The sequence below is a fragment of the Cupriavidus necator A5-1 genome (genome assembly GCF_000744095.1).
GTDB lineage: Bacteria > Pseudomonadota > Gammaproteobacteria > Burkholderiales > Burkholderiaceae > Cupriavidus > Cupriavidus necator_A.
On record NZ_JQLI01000008.1, the window covers coordinates 2,380,981 to 2,402,817 of the forward strand.

Here is a 21,837-nt window from a genome sequence, read left to right on the forward strand (position 1 = left end):
GGCCTCAGCCGCCGACACGGATCACCAGCGCGTAGCTCTGCGGATCCAGCGCCACCGAGTGCGCCACCACGGCAACGGTGGCGGTGCCCGCCGGGATCTGGTTCCAGTCTACCTGCTCGACGTTGTTGACGCGATCGAACCCGGCCGCGCCGCGCGTCATGTTGCCGTGCCATTCACGCGTGCCGGCCTTGACGATCAGGTCCAGGTCGCTCTGCAGCCCTTCGCCTGGAGGGTCGGTCCACACCAGCGTCACCTTCAACCGGCGCGCATCGGTCGGGATCGCGACAAGGTACTCCTCACGCTCGCCGGTATCGAGCCGGGCGTCTTCATCGAAGAACTGCAGCGTTTCGTTCTCGGCGTAGGGACCGACCACGGCCTGCAGGTCCACGCGGCCGAAGCCCTGGGCGTTGTTGGGCACCACGCCGGCCTCGGACGGCGTGTACTGGCCCGCCAGCTGGCGTGCGCCGTTGATCAGCAGCGCCTTGAGCAGGGCGGCGCTGGGCTTGCGCAGCTGGTGCTGCACGCGCAGGAACTGCCGCGTGACGGCGACGCAGCCGGCCACCAGCGGTGTGGCCATGCTGGTGCCGCCGTCGAACATGTAGAGCGGATCGCCCGACAGGCCCCAGCCTTCGGAGCGCGTCGCGCGCGAGCGCGCGGACAGGATGTAGGTGCCAGGTGCCACCACGTCCGGCTTCAGGCGCAGGTCGAGCGTGGGGCCGCGGCTGCTGAAGGCCACCATCCCGTCGGGATTGCTGGCGAGCCGGTCTGAGCGGATCGGGCTGGCGCGAAAATCCGCCGGCCAGCCCCTGCCGTACGTCATCCTCATGGTCGGGCGCAGGCTTTCGCTGGCGCCGATGGTCAGGCAGTTCTTGGCGGTGCCCGGCGGCGGCAGCGAGGCGGGATCGACCTGCCCGTTGGCGTCGCGGTCCTTGCCGGCATTGCCAGCAGCAAAGCAGATCAGCAGGTCGCGGTGGCGGTAGACGAATTCATCCACCTCCTGCGCCTGCTGGTCATAGGCGCCGAAGTTGCCCAGGCTGCACCATGAGTTGGAGTGCACGCGCGCCTTGTGGGTCTTGTAGGGCGGCTCGAACAGGTCGTTCAGGTTGTCGGGCAAACCGCCAAGGCCGGCGTTGCGATCCAGCACCGATTGCAGCACCAGCCTGGCGCCGGGCGCGGCGCCGCAGACTGCGCCATCGGTGGCGGACACGCCGTCGCCCAGTACCGAGCCGGCGACATGCGTGCCGTGGCCGTCCGGGTCGTCCTTGCGGCCCGGACGGCCCAGCGCGTAGAGCGCCTTGACCCGGCCCTTGAAGGCGGGATGGACGTCGGTGGTCGAGCCTTTGTCGAAGCCGGTATCGGCCACCGCGACGACTTCACCGTCGCCGCGCAGGGCGTTGCGGTCGGCCGCCGCCGGGGCGCGCAGGATGGTGCGGGCAACGTTGTTGGCCAGGCGGCGGGAGAAGACCTCCTCGATATGGCGCACGGCATCGAGCGCGACCACGTCGGCCAGGCGGCGGCGCTTCAGGGTCAGGCGCAGCTTCAGCCCGCTGGCAATCACGTCCGCAGGCTCCACGTGCGCCGCTGCGGCGACGTCCTTGACCGCCTGCGCCGGCCTGGCGTTCCGGTGCAGCACCACGTCCACGGTCACGTGGGAGCTGTCCAGCGCTGGCGGCTGCACCAGCGCGGCCGCGGCGACGGCCACGCCGCCGGGCTGGGGCGCCAGGCGCCGCAACGACGGCGACAGCTTGACCACCTGCGGATACTGATCGGCCCATTCCACGAATGGCAGCGCCCGCACCTTGGCCAGGCTTGTCTTGGGGTAGTAGCACACCAGCCCGCCGCCGGGCACGGCCTCCAGGATGCTGGCGCCCACGCGTGCGAGCTGCTGCTTCTGCTTGGCATCGAGCGGGGCGGCCGGCACCACGATGATGTAGTTCGTGGCGCCGGCGTCTGCGTTATCCAGCGAGACGGCGGCCAGCGCGGCCCGCGGCGCGGACGTGTCGATGGCGATGCCGTTGATCGTGATCGAAGCCATGGCGGAGTCCTCCGGAGGCAGCGCCTTGCCGCCGCTTTTTATCGGTTCTCAGCCTGTTCTAGACGGAAAGCCGGGCCGCCGTGATGAAAATTTTCTCGGTCCGGTTGAAATGACAGTGCGTTGTGGCGCCGGCGGCGCAAAGGCGGGGAGAGGGAAGGACGCGATTGCCACAGGTAGCGAACGTTGCCCGTACGAAACAAATGTAATCGTTTGTTAATGCCGCTCGCCGGTGCTCTGCTTTGACAACAGAAGCGTCCTTGCGCTTTGGTACGATCGCGCTCTTTCCGCCAGCGCCCCGCCACTGTGAATCGCCGCTATGTATCGTTGTTTCGTGAGTATTGCGCGCGGTGGCTCCTCCGCATCCAACCGCTGGCCGCTGCCAGCATCACGATAGCCAGACGCGTCTTCAACGGCGCGTTGCGCCGCCTTCGCTACCCGACGCGACGCGGCATCATGCTGACCCTCGCCGCATTGCCGGCGCTGTTTCTGCTGTACGTGATTGCGCTCGTGCCGTTTACGCCTGGCATCGGCGACATCCGCAAAGCCCGCATCGATCGGCCAGCGCTGATCGTGTCGGCCGACGGCAGGGTGGTCGACGAATTCAAACCGGTCAATCGCGAGTGGGTAGCGCTCGGGCAGATCTCGCCGTACATGGTGGCTGCATTGATCGCAACCGAAGATCGCCGCTTTTACGAGCATTACGGCATCGACTGGCTGCGTATCGCGTCGGCTGCGTTGCAAACGTTCTCCGGCGACCGACAGGGTGGTTCGACGATCACGCAGCAGCTCGCGCGCAACCTGTATCCCGACGAAATCGGCCGTGCGCCGACCCTCGCGCGCAAACTCAGGGAAGCGATCACGGCGCTCAAGATCGAAGCCGTGTACAGCAAGGATCAGATCCTTGAGACGTACCTGAACAATGTGCCGTTTCTGTACAACGCCTACGGCGTGGAAATGGCCGCACGCACCTACTTCGGCAAATCGGCACGTCAGCTCGACATTCTCGAAAGCGCGACACTTGTCGGCATGCTGAAGGCGAACAGCACCTACAACCCTGTGCTCAACCCCGAGCGCGCATTGCAGCGGCGCAACACTGTGCTCGGGCAGATGAACAAGTACGGGAAGCTCAGGCCCGACGCTTACACTTGGTTGAGCCGACAGCCACTCCACGTCAATTTCGAGTTGCAGACCGCACCACGAAGCGCGGCGCCGCATTTTTCCGCGCAACTGCGCAAGTGGCTGATCGCATGGGCCGAGCGCAACGGCTACAACATCTACGCCGACGGGCTGGTCGTGCGCACGACCATAGATTCCCGTCTGCAGGCCATGGCGGTGCAGGCGATGGACTGGCAGGCGAGCCAGCTGCAATGGATCGCGAACGGGGCATGGAACGAACGCACGGGCTGCTGGTCGGGCAACGACCTGTTCCGGACATTCATCCGGCAAACGCCCGACTATCGCGCCGCACGCGATGCTGGCCAATCGGATCAGGCGGCGCTCAGGAAGCTCGGCTCGAACCCGACATTCGTCCGCGCACTCTGCCGGAGCAAGACCCAGGTCCAGGCGGGTTTTGTCGCGATCGATCCGCGCAACGGCGATATCAAGGCATGGGTCGGCAGTCGCGATTTCAGCGACGCACCGTTCGATCACGTGCAGCAGGCCCGGCGCCAGCCGGGTTCGACATTCAAGCCTTTCGTCTACGGCGCGGCGTTCGCGGACGGCGCGCGGCCGAGCGATACGATCGTAGACCGGAACGTCGCCATTCCACTGACCGGCCAGGCGATCTGGCGGCCTACCGACGCGGAGCCGCCCACCGGCCGACCGATGACGCTGCGCGACGCGCTGGTGTATTCGCGCAACCGCGTCACCGCTCAGCTCATGCAAAAGGAACGCCCGGAGAAGGTCGCACGACTAGCGCGTGCGATGGGCGTGCGTGAGAGTCCGCTCGAAGCGGTGCCGTCGCTCGCGCTCGGCACGAGCCCGGTCACCCTCAAGGAAATGGTATCGGCGTATGGCACGATCGCGAACCGCGGCGCCTATGTCGAACCGCGCATGGTCACTCGCATCGAAGATCATGACGGCAAGGTGCTCGCCGAGTTTGCGAGTGCGTCGCCACAACAGGCGCTGCCCGCCGCCGCAGCGCAAACGCTGGTCGATGTGATGCGCGACGTCGTTGTCCGGGGCACCGGCGCAGGCATCCGCACGCGCTTCGGGATTCGCGCCGACGTGGCCGGCAAGACGGGCACGACGCAGGACAACGCGGATGGCTGGTTCATCCTGATGCATCCGCAACTGGTCGCGGGCGCGTGGGTGGGTTTTGACGATGGACGTGTGACGCTCGGCAACTACTGGGGCCAGGGCGCGCAGAGCGCCCTGCCGATGGTGGGCGCGTTCTACGATATGGCGCTGCGCACGCGCGTGATCGATCCGGATGCGCGGTTCAGCCCTGAGACCCGGGCTCCTCGCAAGGTCCATGCGCGACAGCATCGGAACTTCCTGTTCTGGAGGTTCTGATGTCGTCGCTGGCGGACGCGACATTCGCTTTCGCAGGGTCCGCCGACGCAGCGCGATCCGAGCCGGTCGACCGCAGCGGCGGCCGTCCGGAACCCGCCGCGCGACGCGGTTAAGCGCGCGATGGGACAGATGCCCCAATGACGGGCGCCATCGCGCGTCGCCTCGCTCAGTCGTCGTGACGATGCTTCTTTTGGCCCTTGTGCTTGCCGCGATTGCCGTTCCTGTCATCGGCATAGCTGTTGCGCGACACATTGCCGTTCTTGTGGTCATCGGCATAGTTGTTGCGCGACACATTGCCGCCCAGCGCCGAACCCGCTGCTCCGCCGGCCGCGGCACCGACGATGCCGCCGGTTCGGCCGCCCAGGGCATTGCCGGCCGCCGCGCCGGCGCCACCGCCCAGCGCGCCACCGACGATGGCGCCGGTTCGTTCCTTCTTGTTGGCAGTCACCGCGCCGCCCGCGCCGCCGCCCACCGCGCCGCCGATCACGGAACCCGTGCTGCCGCCCAGTGCGCCGCCGACGGCCGCGCCCGCGGCACCGCCCAGACCGCCTCCCATGGCGTTCTTCAGGTCATCGGCCAGCGCCGGTGTGGTTGCAGCAGTCAGCAGCAGGGTCATCAGGCACAGCGTACGAAGTGGTTGTCGAGTCATGTTTTTCCTCAAATAGGGATGGTTGGCGATCAGCCGAAGCGGGAGTTTACACGGAGCGGCAAGCGGGTCCGTCTGTCCGGGAGGCTTCGGCGGACGATCCCCTGACCGATCGCCCCCTGTAGAATCGGCAGCCACGCAACCCTGGAACGTCCCGCATGGACTCTCACGCCCCGGAGCGCGGCGCGCTGGTGCCGCTGGCCTATCACGCAACGGTGGTCGACTACCTGCGTCGCCACGAGCCCGAGGTCTGGCGCTGGGCCGGCGCCCGCGCGACCGGCGCCGATCACCGCGAGGCATTGCGCTCGATGCTGCTGCGCGACACCTACCGCATCGAGGCGGACGCGCACGCCGACGTGCACGCGGCGCTGGCCGAGGCGATGACCCGGCTCGGCATCGACGCGCGCGCGACGCTCTACCAGTCCCCGGGCCAGGACATGAACGCCTCGCTGGTCTACGTGCCCGGCGAGGTCCACATCGTCCTGCAGGGGCCGCTGCTGGAGCGGCTGTCGCCGCCGGAGCTGCTGGCGGTGTTCGGCCACGAGCTGGCCCACTACCTGCTGTGGTCGCGCGACGACGGCCAGTTCCTGGTGGCCGAGCGCATCCTGAACGACGCCCTGGCCGCGCCCGGCGCCAGCGCCAGCCATCGCGAGACCTGGCGCCGCTACGCGCTGCACACCGAGCTGTTTGCCGACCGCGGCGGCGCCGTGGCCGCCGGCGCGGTGGCGCCGGCGGTGTCGACACTGGTCAAGGTGCAGACTGGCATGGGCAGCGTGGACGCGGCCGCCTACCTGCGCCAGGCGGCCGAGATCGAATCCCACGAAGCGGGCGCGAGCGCCGCCCACAGCCATCCCGAGACCTTCATCCGGGCCCGCGCGCTGGCGCTGTGGTGGGAGGGCGTGCCCGATCTCGATCCGTGGATCGAAACCCGCCTGCACGGCCCGCTGGCGCTGGAGAAGCTGGACCTGCCGGGGCAGGTCCGGCTGCAGGCGCTGACGCGCGGCTTCCTCGCCCACTTCCTCGCCGGCACGGCGCTGGCGAGCGAGGCGGTGCGCGCGCAGGTGCGGTTGATGTTCCCCGACTGGCGCGACGACGAACCGGCGATCGGCCCCGAGGGGTTGGGTACGGACGTGGCCGACGACAGCGTGCGCGGCTACCTCAACGCGCTGATGATGGACCTGGCGCTCGCCGACCCCGACCAGCAGGACGCGGCGCTGCTGCGCGCCGGCCAGGTGGCGCAGGCGCTCGGCAGCCTGGAAGCGCTGCAAGGCAACCTGCGCCGCGACGCCGGTTTCGGCAAGCGCGAGCTGGACCGCTACCATCGCCAACTGCAACGCCAACTGGCCAGGGAGGGCCAGGCATGACTGAGAGCACGACCCACGGCACGAACACGATCCCCGGTACGACCGGCAGCGGCGATCCGCGCACGCTGCGCGCCCTGATCGATGCGCAGGCGGGCGCGGCGCTGCCCACCGACGACGTCCTGGTGCTGGTGCTGCCGCTGTTCGCGCAGGTCGCCGCGCTGCACGCGCAGGGCAGGGTGGCCGCGCTCGATCCCGACAGCATCCTGGTGGACGAGGATGGCGCGCTGCGCCTGCGCCGGCCCGATGGCGACGCGCCCGTCATGGACATCGGCGCGGTGCATCGCGTGCAGCCGCATCCGGCCTCGGGCCTGAACATCGTCGGCGCGCTGCAGCTTGGCCACGCCGACGACGGACAGCGCGACCAGACCGACCTGGCGCTGCAGCTCGAGGCGTCGGCGCCCGTCGAACGCCCGGTCTACCTGCCCGGCCCGGCCAGCTGGGAACGGCTTGTCGGCCACCACGACGAGATCGGTGATGTCTTCCTGCTCGGCATGGTGCTCGCGAGCCTGGCCTGCGGCCTGGATTTCACCGACGAGGACGACCTGCGCACTTTCGTGGCGCATCGCCGCAACCTGTTCCTGCTGCACGAGCGGTTGCAGCCGATCGTCGCCGCAGTGATCGTCGAGATGACCGAGATCAATCGCCACGACCGCGCGACCGATGTCGCCGCGCAGGCGACCCGCCTGCGCACGTGGCGCGAGCAGCCGCTGGGCCTGGACGTGGAGCGTGTGCTGGCCGGCACGGCCGGCGCGACGCCGCGCCGCGCCGCCGTGCTTACGCACCTGCGCGACCGCCTGTTCGATCTCTCGCGGCGCAACCGCCTGCTGCACTTCCGCCCGGCCGCGGCCAGCGTCAACGTGACCGTGGCCAGCGTGCCGCTGATGCTGCAGATCGAAAGCGTGCGGCCCGAGCACATCTGCACCTGGGGCGGACCGTTCGCCGCCGACCTGGTGGCGGGCAAGCCGGTGTCGCTGCAGCAATGGCTGCGCTTCGACGACCAGCCGTACCTGCCGGCGTCGCTGGACCGCCTGATCGCCGAGACGCGCCGCGACCGCGCCGAATACGGCTTCAGCAACCTGCGTCTGGTGGTGGCGTTCCTGCGCTGGCACAACCTGAAGGAGGCGCCGGACGAGCGCATCGTGACGCCGCTGCTGTGGCTGCCGGTGGAGCTGGTCAAACGCAAGGGCGTGCGCGACCAGTACGTGATCCAGTGCGCGGGCGGCGAGGCCGAGTTCAACCCGGTGCTGCGCCACTACCTGAGCCAGCTGTACGACATCCGGCTGGACGAGACGGTGGATCTCGGCAAGACCTCGCTCGAGGAGATCCATGCCGGCATCCTCGCGCAGATTCGCCGCTCGGAGCCCTCGGTGGAGCTGCGCCTGGTCGACAAGGCCGCGGTGCGGCTGGTGCGGCAGAAGGCGCTGCAGCGGATGCAGCAGTTCCAGCGCCGCCGGCCGGGCACGGCCGCCGCGCGCACCGGCGGCTGGCTGCCGCCGTACAGCTATGCGCAGGATGACTACCGGCCGCTGGGACGCGCGCTGTTCGAACATTGGGTGCGGCCGAGCGAGCTGCCGCAACGCTTCGAGGCGGGCGCAGCGCCGGGCGCCGGTCCGCGCCAGCCGCACATGAGCGGCCCCGCCACCGCGGAAAGCGACGAGCGCCAGGGCTACGTGCTCGAGGAGTCCGAGGGCCACCGCTATGCCTGGGACCTGGACCTGACGCAGGTGACGCTCGCGAACTTCAACTACCGCAAGATGTCGCTGGTGCGCGACTACGCGCAGTTGCTGGACGAGCCCGGCGCCAATCCGGCGTTCGACCGCGTGTTCTCGATCGATCCGCGCGACGTGGAGACGGAAGCGCCCGCGCCGCTCGCGCCGCTCGCGCCGGCCGAGCAGTGGAACGTGGTGGCGGCCGACGCGACGCAGAACGCCGCGGTCGGCCTCGCGCGCGGCCAGCGCAGCTTTATCATCCAGGGCCCGCCGGGCACGGGCAAGTCGCAGACCATCACCAACCTGATCGCCGACTACGCCGGACGCGGCAAGCGAGTGCTGTTCGTCTGCGAGAAGCGCGCCGCGCTCGACGTGGTGTTCCATCGCCTCAAGCAAAGCGGGCTGGATTCGTTGTGCTGCCTGATCCACGACTCGCAGACCGACAAGAAGGCCTTCATTGCCGACCTGCGCGCCTGCTACGAGCAGTGGATCGCGCTGCCGCACGACGGCGAGGCGCTGGCGGCGCGCCGCACGCAGGTGGCCGAGGCGCTGGCCGCGCACCAGCAGCGTATCGACGCGTTCGAGTCGGCGATGGCCGCCGCGCCGGAGGCGCTCGGCGACAGCGTGCGCGCGCTGCTGCGCCGCGTCACCGCGCTGCCTGAGGTGCCAGATGCGGTGCCAGACGCCGGGCCTGCCATGCGCGAGCGCCTGCCGGCGCTGGCCGCATGGGACCGGCAGCGCGATCTCGCGCACCGCGTGCACCGTGCGATGCGCGAGCGCTTCGGTCTGGACAGCCTGGCCGCGCATCCGTTCGCGCGCTTGTCCCCGCAGCTGCTGGCCGACGAGCGCGCATATGGCCGCGCCGAGCAGCTTTGCCATGACACCGAGGCGCTGTTCGATGCGCTCGACCCGCTGCTGGACAATACCGCGAGCCTGACCGGCCAGGACACCGCGCTGGAACAGGCACGCGCGATTGCCGCCGACAGCCAATGGCTGCTCGTCACGGGCCTCGCCGCACATCTGGACCTGCTCGATCCGGGCTCGCCGGCGCAAGCCGCGCTGCGCGAGGTCCGCGCGGACCTGGAGACACGCGCGCAGGCACTCGCCGACGCCCAAGCCGCAACCTCGAACTGGCAAGACAAGCTGAGCCCCGGCGATACCGAATCGGCGCTGGCGCTGGCGCGGCGGCTGGAGCCGTCGTTCGCGCGCTGGCTGCAGCCCGCATGGTGGCGACTGCGCGGCGAAATGAAGCGCCGCTATGACTTCGGCAAGCACGCCGTCCACCCGGGCTACGGCAAGGTGCTGGAAGCGCTGGCCGCCGAGCACGCCGCGAGCGCGGCGCTGGCGGCGGCCGATGCCGACAGCCGCCGGCGCTACGGCGTGAGCGAGATGCAGGCCTTCCTGCGCGCGCTCGGTGAACTCGAGCAGCGCCTGCAGTCGGGCGCAGGCCCGCGCGAGCTGGTCGCGCATCTGCGCCAGGCCGTCGATCCGGTCGCGGCGGCGCGCGCCGAGGCCAGTGGGCGCGAGGCGCTGGAGAAGCTCGCGCAGCGTGTGCGCGACGGGCTGATGCTGGCACCCGACGCGCGCCTCGGCGACATCGCCGAACTGCTGCGCGACCTGCGCGAGGCGCTGGACGACCTGCCCGACCTGTTGCCGCTCTTGCGCGCGGTGCATGCGGGCGACCCCGCCTGCGCCGCCACGCTGCAGTGGCTCGATCACGCACCGGCGCAGCTGGAGGCGCTGGTGGCCGACGAGGCGCTGCGCCGTCTCGCGCGCGAGAACCCGGTGCTGGCGCGCGTCGGCGGCGCGGCGCTGGCGCAGGCCGCGCGCGCCGTGGCGCAGGGGCAGCGCGAGCTGCTCGCGCTGAACGCCCAGGTGGTGCGCGCCACGCGGCACAAGCAGTTCGCCGAGCACGTGCGCGTGTCATCGCTGTCGGCCACGATGCTCGACGCCGGCGGCAAGGCCTTCAAGAAACAATACGCAACGGGCCGCCGTGAACTGGAGCACGAGTTCGGCAAGAGCATGCGCCACCGCTCGATTCGCGATCTCTCCGACGACGAGACCGGCATCGTTATCAACGATCTGAAGCCAATCTGGCTGATGAGTCCGCTGTCGGTGTCCGACACGCTGCCTCTGTCGCCGGACCTGTTCGACGTGGTGATCTTCGACGAGGCCAGCCAGATTCCGACCGAGGAGTCCGTGCCGGCGCTGAGCCGCGCACGCCAGGTGGTGGTGGTCGGCGACGAGATGCAGCTGCCCCCGACGAGCTTCTTCACGGCCGGCGGCGCCGAGGGCGACGACGAGATCGTCGTGGAAGAGGAGGGCGAGCGCATCGCGATCAACCTCGATTCGGACAGCCTGCTGAACCAGGCCGCGCGCAACCTGCCCGCCACGCTGCTGGCGTGGCACTACCGCAGCCGTCACGAGTCGCTGATCAGCTTTTCCAACGCCGCCTTCTACGACGGGCGCCTCGTCACCATTCCCGACCGCGTGCTGGAACAGGCCGAGGACGAGGCCGAGCCGATGCGCTCGGACCAGCAGGATGCCGGCATCGCGGGCGCGGACGCGCTGCTGGCGCGGCCGCTCAGCTTCCACCGGCTGGCCGACGGCGTCTACGCGGAGCGCCGCAATGCGCCGGAGGCGAGCTACATCGCCCGGACCGTGCGCGAACTGCTGCGGCGCGAGACCGGGCTGAGCCTGGGCATCGTGGCGTTTTCCGAGGCACAGCAGGGCGCCATCGAGTCGGCGCTCGAAGCGCTGGCCGCCGAGGACGCGGACTTCGCGATGCGCCTGGAGCGCGAGTACGTGCGCGAGGACGACGACCAGTTCAACGGGCTGTTCGTCAAGAACCTGGAGAACGTCCAGGGCGACGAGCGCGACGTGATCATCCTGAGCATCTGCTACGCGCCCGGGCCGGACGGCAAGATGCTGATGAACTTCGGCCCGATCAACCAGCGCGGCGGCGAGAAGCGCCTGAACGTGATCTTCAGCCGCGCGCGTCATCGGATGGCGGTGGTATCGACGATCCAGGCCGAGGCGATCACCAACGTCCACAACGACGGCGCGGCCGCGCTGCGCGCATTCCTGCAGTTCGCGCAGGCCAGCGCGCGCGGCCAGTTCGAGCGTGCCCAGTCGGTGCTCGGGGCGCTGACCCCGGGCGCGCGCGACGCCTTCACGCGCGAGGCCACGCCGGACAGCATCCGTGACGCACTGGCCCAGGCGCTGCGTGCGCGCGGCCACCAGGTGCACGCCAACGTCGGCCGCTCGCAGTTCCGCTGCGACCTGGCCATCGCCGATCCGTCGGGACAAGGCTACGCGCTGGCGATCCTGCTCGATACGCCGTCCGAGGCGGTGACGGACACCGCCGAGCGCTATGTGTTCCGCCCCGGCATCCTGCGCAGCTTCGGCTGGCGGGTGCTGGACATCCCCGGCAAGGATTGGCTCGACGATCGGGAGGCGGTGCTGGCCCGCATCGAGGCCATGCTGGCCGATGGCGAGGATCGCGCGCTGGACGTGGAGGTCGGGATGCCGGCGCCGTTGACGAAGCCGGCGGCGGTGCAGGGCGCGGCGTCAACGGCTGAGGCATCAACGGAAGCCCGGACGGACGCGGCGACGGCATCGGCTGCGCAAGCGGAGCTGGTGCGTGCGCTGCGCTTCGAGCAGGGCACGTCGCGCAAGTTCTGGCGTGCCAGCGTGCGCGGGACGGAGCTCTCCGTCACCTACGGCCGCATCGGCAGCGCAGGACAAACCAGCGTGAAGGCGTTCGACAGCGCCGAGCGGGCCCGGCGCGAGATGGACAAGCTGGTGGCGGAGAAACTGCGCAAGGGCTACGTGGAGGAGTAGCCCCTGGACAGGGCGGCCACATCCCGCCTGGAGCAGGGGCGCGGCGGCCGCGCCACGACCTCTCTTCACAGCTTCCTCATCATGGCGCGTAGAGGCGGGCCGGGTTTTCCACCAGGACCTGCTGCCTGAGCTCCTGCGTGGGAAGCCAGTTCCGGATGGAGCGCGCGAGCGCTCCCTCTGGTAGCGCCCGGTAGGCGGAGACGTCATGCCGTGCCTTGCCCGGATCCCGTGCGGTGTGGGGCCAGTCGCTGCCCCACAGCACGTGTCGTGGCGCAGTCCGCAGGAACATCGCAGCCCACGCGCTGGCTGCGTCGTTCGGCGGCATGCCTGCAGACGCGAGCCGGTACGGCGCGGAGAGTTTGATGTAGACGTTGCCGGAGCGCAGCGCCGTCAGCAAGGCGATCGCGCGCGCGTCGTCATGGGCCAGTGTGGTTGGCACCATGGCGAAATGGTCCAGCACGACCGGAACTGGCAGTTCCGCGAGTTGGTCAGCCATGGCCAGGATGACATCCAGTTCGGCATAGAGCTGCAGGTGCCAGCCGAACATGGCGATGCGGTCGGCCCAGCGTGCGAGCGCCGCCTGCGCGGTGCCGGCGTCGCGCAGGCCGCTGCTTTCCAGGTTGAGGCGCAGCCCGCGCACGCCGCGTGCGCGCATGTCGCGCAAGGTCTCGTTGTCCACGTCCTCATCCAGCACGGCCACGCCGCGGCCCGCGCCTTGCAGTCGGTCGAGGCTGTCGAGCATACATCGGTTGTCCGTGCCATAGACGCTGGGCTGCACGATCACTACGCGTTGCAGGCCATGCCGCGACAGGTGTGCAAGCAGGTCCTCATTCGATGCCGGTCCTGGCGTATAGTGCCGCTCCGCGACCATGGGATAGTCGGTGCGCGCGCCGATGACGTGGGTGTGGCAGTCCCAGGCGCCTGCCGGTAGCTTAGGAACGTCGCGCATGTCGTTACCCTTCCAGCAGGCGTCGGGCAAAGGCGCGGCCCGTTTCAGCGGTGCCCAGGCGGCCACCGACGTCGCGCGTGGCCTCGCCCGCCTGGATCGCGGCGATCATCGCTTCGTCGATGGCGCGCGCTGCAGCCAGGAAGGCAGGCAGGTTCCTGCGCTGGCCATGCCAGCCGAGCAGTTGTCCGGCGGACACGATCAGCGAGAAGGGATTGGCAATGTCCTGGCCGGCAATGTCCGGCGCCGATCCGTGTGCCGCCTGGCCCATTGCATGGTCCTTGCCGGCGTTCAGCGAGCCGCCCAGGCCCAGGCTGCCGGACAATTCAGCGGTCAGGTCGGACAGGATGTCGCCAAACATGTTGGTCGTGACGATGACGTCGAATCGCTGCGGGGCGCGCACCACGTGTGCCATCATTGCGTCGACAATGAAGTCGTCGACCTGTACTTCCGGGAAGTCGCGCGCCACCTGGTGGCAGATGTCGATGAACATGCCATCGCCGATCTTCAGCACATTGGCCTTGTGCACGATGCTGACATGCCTGCGGCGCGTCATGGCCAGCTCGAACGCTGAGCGCGCAATGCGCTCGCAGCATTGGCGCGTAATGCGGCGCAACGAGACGACAACATCCGGCGTGATCAGCATCTCGCTGCCGCCGGACTCGATATTGCGGTCGGCATAGAAACCCTCGGTATTCTCGCGCACGACGACGAGGTCGAACTCGCCGGCCCGGTGCTGCAGGCCCGGATAGGTGCGGGATGGCCTGATGTTGGCGTACAGGTCCAGTTCCTTACGGAAGAATTTCGAGGGATTGATCTCGCCCTTGGCTTCATCCTTGAAGTCATAGGTGGCCATCGGTCCGAGCATCAGGCCATCGGCGGACTTCACTTTCTGCAGCAAGGCCGGCGTCACGGTGGCTCCGTGGCGGCGCAGGCTCTCATGGCCGGCTACGTCCAGGTCGAATTCAAGGTCGAGCCGGAAGCGCGACGATACGGCTCGCAGCACCTCGAGCGTGGCAGCCATCGTTTCGGGGCCGATGCCATCACCGGGAAGCACGACGATTTTCATGTTTGGTCCTTGATTGTGCGAGAGGAGAGAGCAAAGCGATATGCGGGGACACGGTCATTCAACGTAAGCACCCGCTGCCTTGACGAGTTGCGCGAACTTCTGGCGCTCTGCGCGCACGAATGCATCGAATCGCGCTGGCGTGACCGGCTCGACGGCGCTGCCGTCCGCCTCGAAGCGGGTGCGGACGGCAGGCTCGGCAAGGATCTTGTTGATCTCGGCATTGAGCAGCGTGACGATGGCCTCGGGCGTTTCGCGTGGCGCAAAGTAGCCACCCCAGAGACTGAAATCGAAGCCCGGCACGGCCAGTTCCGCGACCGTAGGCACTTGGGGCAGCGCTGGCACCCGGCGGGGCGTGGATACGGCCAGCGGCTTGATCTTGCCGCCCTTGAGGTGAGGCATGATGGCGGAGGCGCTGGAAAAGAAGAACTGCACCTGCCCGCCCATCAGGTCCGTGATCGCCTGTCCGGCGCCCTTGTACGGAATGTGGACCATCTCGGTCCGGGTTCCGATGGCCAGGGCGGCCGCTGCCAGGTGGCCCGGCGTGGCCGTGCCGGACGACGCGTAGGACACGCTGCCCGGTTTGCTGCGCGCCATCTGCAGCAACTCGCCGAGGCTGTTGAAAGGCGCGCTGGCGGGGGCGGCCAGCACCAGCGGGGCGTTGCCGACCAGCGCTACGGCCCGGAAGTCCTTCAGCGTGTCATAGCCGGGCGCTTTCATGGCGGAGCCGTTGATGGCGATCTCGCCGGTTTGCCCCAGCAAGAGCGTATAGCCGTCGCCCCGCGCCCTGGCCACGAGCCGGCTGCCCAGTGCCCCGCTTGCGCCGGGCCGGTTGTCGACAACCACCGGTTGCCCCAGGGCACGAGAGAGTCGTTCACCGATCAGCCGGGCAAAGACATCGCCTTGCCCGCCCGGGGCATAGGGCACGATGACGGTGATGGGTTTTGCCGGATAGTCCTTGCTTGCCCACGCGCTGCCGAGGATGCCGCAGGCTGCGGCGGCAACGCCAGTGTGCAGGAATTGTCTGCGGTCCCTGAATGCCCGCGCGTCTGTGGTGGCGGTTTCCAATCCATGTCTCCTTGATCGAACCGAAGCGGGGAGCCTCGTCACTGCCATTGCATGCCCGGGTGGCTTGCCACGCCGCGCCACAGCGCGAGTTCCTGGTTCAACGCCTGGCCGAAGGCGGCCGGCGTGAGCCGGACGGAATCGGCCCCTTCCTGCACCAGTCGCGCCTTGACCGGATCGGCAGCGGCGGCTTCATTGATCGCGCGATTGAGTGCGTCGATGACGGGTGCCGGTGTTTGGGCTGGCGCGAGCACGCCCCACCAGGTGGTGATGTCGAGACCCGGGACACCTGCCTCGGCAATAGTCGGCACATTGGGGAATAGCGGCGAGCGCTTCGCGCTGGTGACCGCCAGCACTGACACCTTGCCAGCCCGTACGTAGGAGAGGATGGTTGGCACGGTGGCGAAGAAAAGATCGATGCGCCCGGCCAGCAATTCGACCGTGGCCGGACCACTGCCCTTGAAGGGCACATGCGTCATCGTCAGGCCAGCCTTCTGGCGGAACATTTCGCCCGCGAGATGGTTGATGCTGCCGTTGCCGGCCGAGCAGAAATTCAGGCCATCGGGTCGTGCCTTCGCAGCCGAAATCAACTGCGCCACATTCTGCACGCCGAGTTGTTTCGAGGTCACGACCAGTAGCGGCCCGCGGCCGATCATGGCGACCGGGGTGAAGGACCTGACCGGGTCATACGGGAGTTTGGCTTCGACGGCAGCGTTGGTGGCGAAGGTCGACGTGGCGAACAGCAGCGTGTAGCCGTCCGGTCTGGCCTTGGCCACGATGTCGGCACCCAGCGCACCGCCAGCGCCGCCACGGTTATCGATGACCACCGGCTGGTGAAGGCGATCCGACATGTTCTTTGCGATGTCACGCGCGATGCTGTCGGTGCCGCCGCCTGCCGCGAACGGGACGACCAGCGTAATCGGCCGGGAAGGATAGGCGGGCTCGGCTCCCGCCGGCAGCGTGAATGCGGCCAGCACGGCGAGCGTGGCCATCGCACCGCGAATCGAAATGGACATGCGTGTGTCTCCGTTATTTTGGTTGCGTGCCAGCCATGGTTCGTTGCCACGGGTAGCGTGGCAGCGCGGGTATTCCGGCGGGCAGCACGCCTGGCTGAGCGGCAATGATCGGACGGACGGAATTTGCTGTAAAGTGCAAATATCCTATCGATTGATGCCGAAATCGAATGAATTTTGATCTCGCGGACTTACGCGCATTTGTGACCGTCGCAGACCTTGGCAGCTTCCGCGCGGCCTCGTCGACGCTGCATATTTCCCAGCCGGCCCTTTCACGCAGGGTAGACAAGCTGGAGCAAGCGCTGGGGTTTCGCCTGCTTGAGCGTACGACCCGCAAGGTGGAGCTCAACGCCATGGGCCGGAACTTTATCCCCAAGGCCCGGCACGTCCTGAACGAGCTTGAGAGCGCGTTGCTCGGCATGACGGACTTGTCAGACCGCCTTCGCGGACAGGTTTCCGTGGCCTGCGTTCCTTCCGCCATCGGTAACTTCCTGGCGGACGTCGTCAGGAAATTCCACCAGGCGTACCCCCGAATCCACGTTCGCTTGCTGGACGAGACCGCCTCCGAGATATTGCTGGCCGTGGGGCGCTCGGAGGCGGACTTTGGCATCAGCTACCTGGGAACGCAGGAGCCAGATCTGGAGTTCGAGCCGCTGCTTGAGGAGCCATTCGTGCTGGCGTGCCGGCCGGAGCATCCTCTGGCGCAGAGGCGTCAGGCTACCTGGACCGAACTGGCGGAGTATGAATGCGTGACGCTTGCGCCGGGCAGTGGCAATCGCATGCTGATCGATCAGGGCTTGTCGGCCATCGCAGCGCGTCCGGCATGGACCTGCGAAGTCCGTCATGTACCGGCGCTGGTGAGCCTGATCGAAGCGGGCATCGGCATAGGTGCCGTGCCTGCCTACGCAGTGCCCGCCAACCATCCGGCCGGCCTGGTCAGCGTCCCGCTGGTCGAGCCCGAGATTGTTCGTACCATAGGGATCACCAAGCTTCGTGGCCGACCGCTGGCTCCAGCCGCACAAGCGTTCCACGATCTGTTGGTCGCCTCCTACGGCCGACCCGCGCAAAAAACCCGGAGGAAGAAATAGTTGCCGGAGAGAATCCCGCAGGTCCAACTGTCTGCAGACGGACCTTAAACAGGCCGCTCACTTCCGCTCACTTCCGCTCATCGGCACCCCCGGCCCCGAGCGCCTCAAGCAGCGGCCGCAAGGCATCGAGTTCCGCGCCGAAGCCGCTCCAGTCCCCCGCCTTCAAGCGCTCGATGGCACGGTTATAGTGCGCGAGTGCCTCGCGGGCGCGGGCGTTCGCTGCGCCCTGCGCCGGTAGCGCCGCCGGGGCGGATTCCTTGAAGAGTGCCGCAAGGGCTGCGCCCAGGGTTTCCTCCATGACCACGCGATCGCCATAGGCGGCGATCACCCGCTTGAGTTCGGGCAACTGGCCGGACTCCGCGCGCAGGTAGAGCGGGGAGACATAGAGGATGGAGTTCTCGATGGGCACGACCTGGAGATGGCCGCGGATGACGCGCGAGCCCATCTGGTTCCACAGGGAAATCTGCTGCGAAATCTCGGTATTCTGCTGGATGCGCGCCTCGATCTGGAATGGTCCGTAGACCAGCTTTTCCTTGGGGAAGGTGTAGGCGACGAGCTTGCCGTAGTTGGGGGGATCGGAGCGCGCCGCCAGCCAGGCGATCATGTTCTCGCGCTGGCTGGGCACCATCGGCAGCATCAGGACGAACTCGGCGCGCGGTTCCTCTGGCAGCCGCAGGATCATGTAGTAGGGCATCATCCGCCCGGCGGGCATGTTCCCTGCGCTCATGCCTGACAGCTGGCGTGGGAACTCCCAGAGATCCTCGCGGTTGTAGAAGACTTCCGCCGCTTCCATGTGGTAGGCACGGTAGATCTGCGCCTGGACCAGGAAAAGGTCTTCAGGGTAGCGGATATGCCGCTGCAGGTCCTGCGGCATGGCGCCCAGCGGCCTGAACATGCCCGGGAAGATGCGCTGGTACACCTGCAGGATCGGATCGGCCGGGTCGCTGATGTAGAAGTCGACCGTGCCGTTGTACGCATCGATCACTACCTTGACGGCGTTGCGGATGTAGTTGTCGCCGTTGCCGGTGCCCGGCTGCGAATAAGGGAACCAGCGGCTGGTAGTGTAGGCGTCCTGGATCCAGTAGAGGCGCCCATCGCTCGCGACAACATAGGGGTCACGGTCGAGAATGAGGAACGGGGCAATCGTGCGCACGCGGTCCTGGATGTTGCGATGGAGCAGGATGCGGCTTTCCTGCGTGATGTAGCCGCTCAGCAGGATATTGGGATCGTCGAGCTGCCAGGCGAACAGGGCCCGGCGCGCCATGCCGCCGATTTCGATGCCGTCGCGCCCGCGGTAGGCCGTATAGACGTTGTCCTTGCCCTTGGGGTAGTCGAACTCTGGCACGCTGCCTTTGACGATGACATAGCCTTTGCCGCCTTCACCGAAGTAGAGGCGCGGCTCCTGGATGACCGGGCCGCCGTTGGAGAGCGGGGGAATGTCATGCAGATAGAGCGAGGGCAGGCCTTCGGCGGATTTCTCGGTGACCGGCGACATCACGATGCCATTGCCATGGGTGAACAACAGATGCAGGTTCACCCAGGTCTGGGCATTGGCCGGAATCAGTGCCGGCTCCAGCTCCCGCGCCGACAGCATGACCTGCTGGTAACCTGCATCGAGCCGGTAGCGGTCGATGTCCGTCGCGAGGAACTTGTAATAGGTCCTGATCTCCTGCAACTGCGCATAGGTATCGCGCAGCGGCTGCAGGTCCCACAGGCGGATGTTGTCGATGGTCGGGCGATTGGCCTGGAGCGAGGCGAGATTCAGGCTCTGTTCGACCGGAAACGACTTTGCCTCGATCTGCGTCACGCCATAGGCCTCCCGCGTCAGCGCAATATTGTGTTCCAGATATGGCGTCTCCAGTTGCAGCTCGTTCGGCTTGACATAGAAACGCTGGAACAGTGCCGGCCAGATCGTGCCGAGCAGGATTGCGCTGCCGACTACCAGGAGTGCCGCGGCCGCAGGCACCCGATAGTCCCGCCAGCGCATATTGGCCCATGAAGCGGCGGCAGCCGCGACACTCAGGCCGAATTGCAGCCACAGGACCGGCAGCCCGACATGGACGTCGGTATAGCTCGCGCCGACCACGACGCCGTTGTCGCCGTAGAGCAGAAGGAAGCGGTCGAGCCAGTAGGACCACGCCTGCAGCGCGAAGAACAAGCCGAGCAATGCCGAACCATGGGTAGCGGCCGCCGGTGAAAGCCCGCGCGGCGACTGGATCAGCGCGATGTCGCCGCGCAACCCGTAGACCACCCCGGCAACCACTGCGCTGCAGCACAGCAGCAGGAGCAGCCAGTTCCTGAGTGCAAGATACGCCGGCAGCGAGAAGACGTAGAAACCGATGTCCTTGCCGAAGATCGGATCGGTCTTGCCGAAAGGCACCTGATAGATATAGCGCAGCGCAATGTCCCAGCTCGACAGCTCACCCACGGCCATCAGCAGCCCTACGAGGACAGCGGCGCCGGCAATGGCGGCGCGCCAGGGGAGGCGCGTCGCCATCTCGCCGACCGGTTTGCCCAGGACCTCCGGCGTCCAGGCCTGCGCCTGCCTCGCGCAGCGGTGCGCCAGCCAGCCCGATACCCAGAGCACGCCTGCCGAAACGGCGAATATGGCAACGAACAGAAGCGCCTGGGTGAAGAATATCGTGCGGAAAACCCCGGCGTAGCCAACCGAGCCAAACCACAGCCAGTCAACAATGAGGCCGGTGACGCGCCCGACGGCGATCAGCGCGACGATCACGGCCACGACCCCTGTCGCAAGGCGTCTCAGGCGCGTGGCGTCCCTCGCTGGCGAGCGCATCGATCATGCTCCTTTGCCGCACCGTCGTCCGTGACCCGCCGTGACCCGGCCATGGTGCACCGCTGGCCTGCCGCAAGCGCGACTGAACGGACTGCCTGCGCATTCGCGATAGCTGCTGCGCGGCAATGCATGGGTCCGGGTCAAATCGTGCAGCCTGAGTAATTGTAGGCGAGCCAATCAGGAGGCAGCGCGTCCGGCGCCGGCATCTGCAGGAGGCCAGGCCGGCGGCGCCAGCGCGTCGGAGGCAATCAACGCGGGATCGAAGGCGGTCAGTAGATCAGGCCGGCTCCGGCGATTGCTCCAGTCAGCAGGCCTCGCGGTCGTCAGTCACCAGCGCCGGTGTCACCTGGATGGATTTGCGCGTGCCGTCCCGCTCGAAGGTCCAGGTCTGGACCTGGCTGAAGCTGCCACGGCGGACGATACCAGGCAGCGGTGGCTGGCCAGCCCTTGCCTATGAGATGACAAAGCGCCTTTCTCTGCTCATTCATGGTCGGGAGTGGATGAACTAGTCAACGATCCCTGTCGCGCCCGATTTCCCGCATGAGGGGGAGCTGCTCTTTGATGAGCTCGATCTTCTCTCGTAGTCCGAACGCCCAGGCAGGCGCGCTTGGGCTTCGCGGAAGTTCCGCTTCGCGTCATTGAACTCCCGCACCTTCTCGTCCTTTGTCATGGCCTTGTTGGCGCCACCAGATCTTCTGGTGTAATGAACGCCAGCAAATCACCGCCGTAATGGAGCCACTGCCTGGCGCGGGCTCGAACGTTCATCGCTACGCTTCCGGCCTTTTTGCCTGAAGGGAACCTCCAGGTTCCGACATAGGCCGAGTTCGCTCGAATAACTTCCATCGAGTTGCAGTTATACAGGTGCCGGCACGCAGTGGCGGACGCCCCGGGGCAGAATCTCCATGAACTGGATGGCAGCGCCGCAGCGGGTGCGTCGCGGCGCGGGAAGACGCGGTTCACCCGGGTGGCGCTGTTCCGCCATCCCTCCTGCGATGCCGCGTGCCGTACATCGCGGCCACACAGGAGACCATCATGCCATTCGCAAGAACCACACTCGTGCTTTGCGCCATGTACCTCGCCCTGGCAATGGGCGGATGCGCGCCACTGGACCCGGCCACAACCACGTCGTGCCTCACGCCGGCGCAATGCGACCTCTATTCTGGTTGAATCGCAAGGCGGGCATGTAAGCGACGGAGCGGGCAATGGCGCTCGGGCAGATCGCGGCAGGCAAGGCGCGGGGATGGAACGACGCCAGCGCTGCGCCGGCAGGCACGGAGCCGCCGACGGGCGTTGAGCCGGTACCCGGTGCCCACCTTGTCACCCTGCGCTGTGGCTATTGCCACCACGGCATCTACGTCGGCGGCGGCAAGGTCGTGCATTACGCCGGCTACCTTCACAGCCGGCATCCCGGGCTGGTGGAGGAGGTGGACCTCGCGGAGTTCGCGGCCGGCCGGCAGGTCTGGATCGACGCCAGCCCGGCGCCTGTCTACCCGAGCCACGAAGTCGTGCGGCGGGCACGCTCCCGATTGAATGAACACCGCTACCGCCTGCTGACCAACAATTGCGAGCATTTCAGTGCATGGTGCCTGTGTGGCGAGAGCCGCAGCAAACAGGTACAGGCCTGGCTTGCCCATCCCCGATCGGCGCTGCTGGGTGCTGTCAGGCTCTGCAAGGCATTGCATCAAGGCGAACCCTCGGCATCACGTCCGGTGCTGCCCGGCTGGCAGCTCTCTCCATAATTTCTGACGGAG

12 protein-coding genes are annotated in these 21,837 nt (G+C 67.6%); 5 read left to right on the forward strand and 7 right to left on the reverse strand.

The annotated features are described in order from the left end of the window. Positions 1–4 precede the first annotated feature (4 nt). Positions 5–2,035, reverse strand: a complete 2,031-nt coding sequence (locus K307_RS35090) for a S8 family serine peptidase (RefSeq protein WP_042885651.1) — start codon at positions 2,033–2,035, stop codon at positions 5–7. Positions 2,036–2,488: 453 nt separating this feature from the next. Here K307_RS35090 and K307_RS35095 point away from each other — a divergent pair, with 453 nt between their 5' ends. Further along, positions 2,489–4,549, forward strand: coding sequence for a penicillin-binding protein 1A (locus tag K307_RS35095; RefSeq protein ID WP_230626274.1), 2,061 nt, complete (start codon positions 2,489–2,491; stop codon positions 4,547–4,549). A 166-nt stretch (positions 4,550–4,715) separates the two neighbouring features. Here K307_RS35095 and K307_RS35100 read toward each other — a convergent pair whose 3' ends face one another. Then, positions 4,716–5,198, reverse strand: a complete 483-nt coding sequence (locus tag K307_RS35100; protein WP_042885655.1) for a hypothetical protein — start codon at positions 5,196–5,198, stop codon at positions 4,716–4,718. A gap of 155 nt (positions 5,199–5,353) precedes the next feature. On the opposite strand from K307_RS35100, the gene K307_RS35105 reads away from it, so the two are divergent. Both K307_RS35105 and K307_RS35110 read left to right on the forward strand, forming a co-directional pair. Continuing rightward, positions 5,354–6,559 (forward strand): M48 family metalloprotease, encoded by a 1,206-nt coding sequence (locus K307_RS35105; protein WP_042885657.1) that lies wholly within the window; start codon positions 5,354–5,356, stop codon positions 6,557–6,559. Next, on the forward strand, positions 6,556–12,111 hold the full coding sequence (locus K307_RS35110) for an AAA domain-containing protein (protein ID WP_051975301.1): 5,556 nt from the start codon (positions 6,556–6,558) through the stop codon (positions 12,109–12,111). Before K307_RS35105 ends, K307_RS35110 begins: the two co-directional genes overlap by 4 nt. A gap of 79 nt (positions 12,112–12,190) precedes the next feature. Here K307_RS35110 and K307_RS35115 read toward each other — a convergent pair whose 3' ends face one another. The 4 genes from K307_RS35115 to K307_RS35130 are packed head-to-tail and all read right to left on the reverse strand — an operon-like array spanning position 12,191 to position 16,180. Next, on the reverse strand, positions 12,191–13,060 hold the full coding sequence (locus tag K307_RS35115) for an amidohydrolase family protein (RefSeq protein WP_042885659.1): 870 nt from the start codon (positions 13,058–13,060) through the stop codon (positions 12,191–12,193). Between the two features lie 4 nt (positions 13,061–13,064). Further along, entirely contained in the window at positions 13,065–14,126 is a 1,062-nt protein-coding gene (locus tag K307_RS35120) for an isocitrate/isopropylmalate dehydrogenase family protein (RefSeq protein ID WP_042885661.1), read from the reverse strand. A gap of 54 nt (positions 14,127–14,180) precedes the next feature. Then, complete coding sequence (locus K307_RS35125; protein ID WP_051975302.1) at positions 14,181–15,191, reverse strand: Bug family tripartite tricarboxylate transporter substrate binding protein; 1,011 nt, start codon at positions 15,189–15,191, stop codon at positions 14,181–14,183. A 38-nt stretch (positions 15,192–15,229) separates the two neighbouring features. After that, the gene (locus tag K307_RS35130; RefSeq protein ID WP_230626385.1) at positions 15,230–16,180 is read right to left on the reverse strand and encodes a tripartite tricarboxylate transporter substrate binding protein; all 951 of its coding nucleotides are present in this window, start codon (positions 16,178–16,180) and stop codon (positions 15,230–15,232) included. A 191-nt stretch (positions 16,181–16,371) separates the two neighbouring features. Between K307_RS35130 and K307_RS35135 the strand changes: the two genes are divergently transcribed. After that, a complete protein-coding gene (locus tag K307_RS35135; RefSeq protein ID WP_042885663.1) occupies positions 16,372–17,289 on the forward strand; it encodes a LysR family transcriptional regulator in 918 nt (305 codons plus the stop codon). 67 nt (positions 17,290–17,356) lie between these two features. Here K307_RS35135 and K307_RS35140 read toward each other — a convergent pair whose 3' ends face one another. Beyond that, positions 17,357–20,086: a UPF0182 family protein gene (locus tag K307_RS35140; protein WP_042885664.1), complete on the reverse strand. Its 2,730-nt coding sequence runs from the start codon at positions 20,084–20,086 to the stop codon at positions 17,357–17,359. A gap of 1,202 nt (positions 20,087–21,288) precedes the next feature. Here K307_RS35140 and K307_RS35145 point away from each other — a divergent pair. Beyond that, positions 21,289–21,825 (forward strand): lecithin retinol acyltransferase family protein, encoded by a 537-nt coding sequence (locus tag K307_RS35145; RefSeq protein ID WP_051975303.1) that lies wholly within the window; start codon positions 21,289–21,291, stop codon positions 21,823–21,825. The last annotated feature ends 12 nt before the right edge of the window (positions 21,826–21,837 follow it).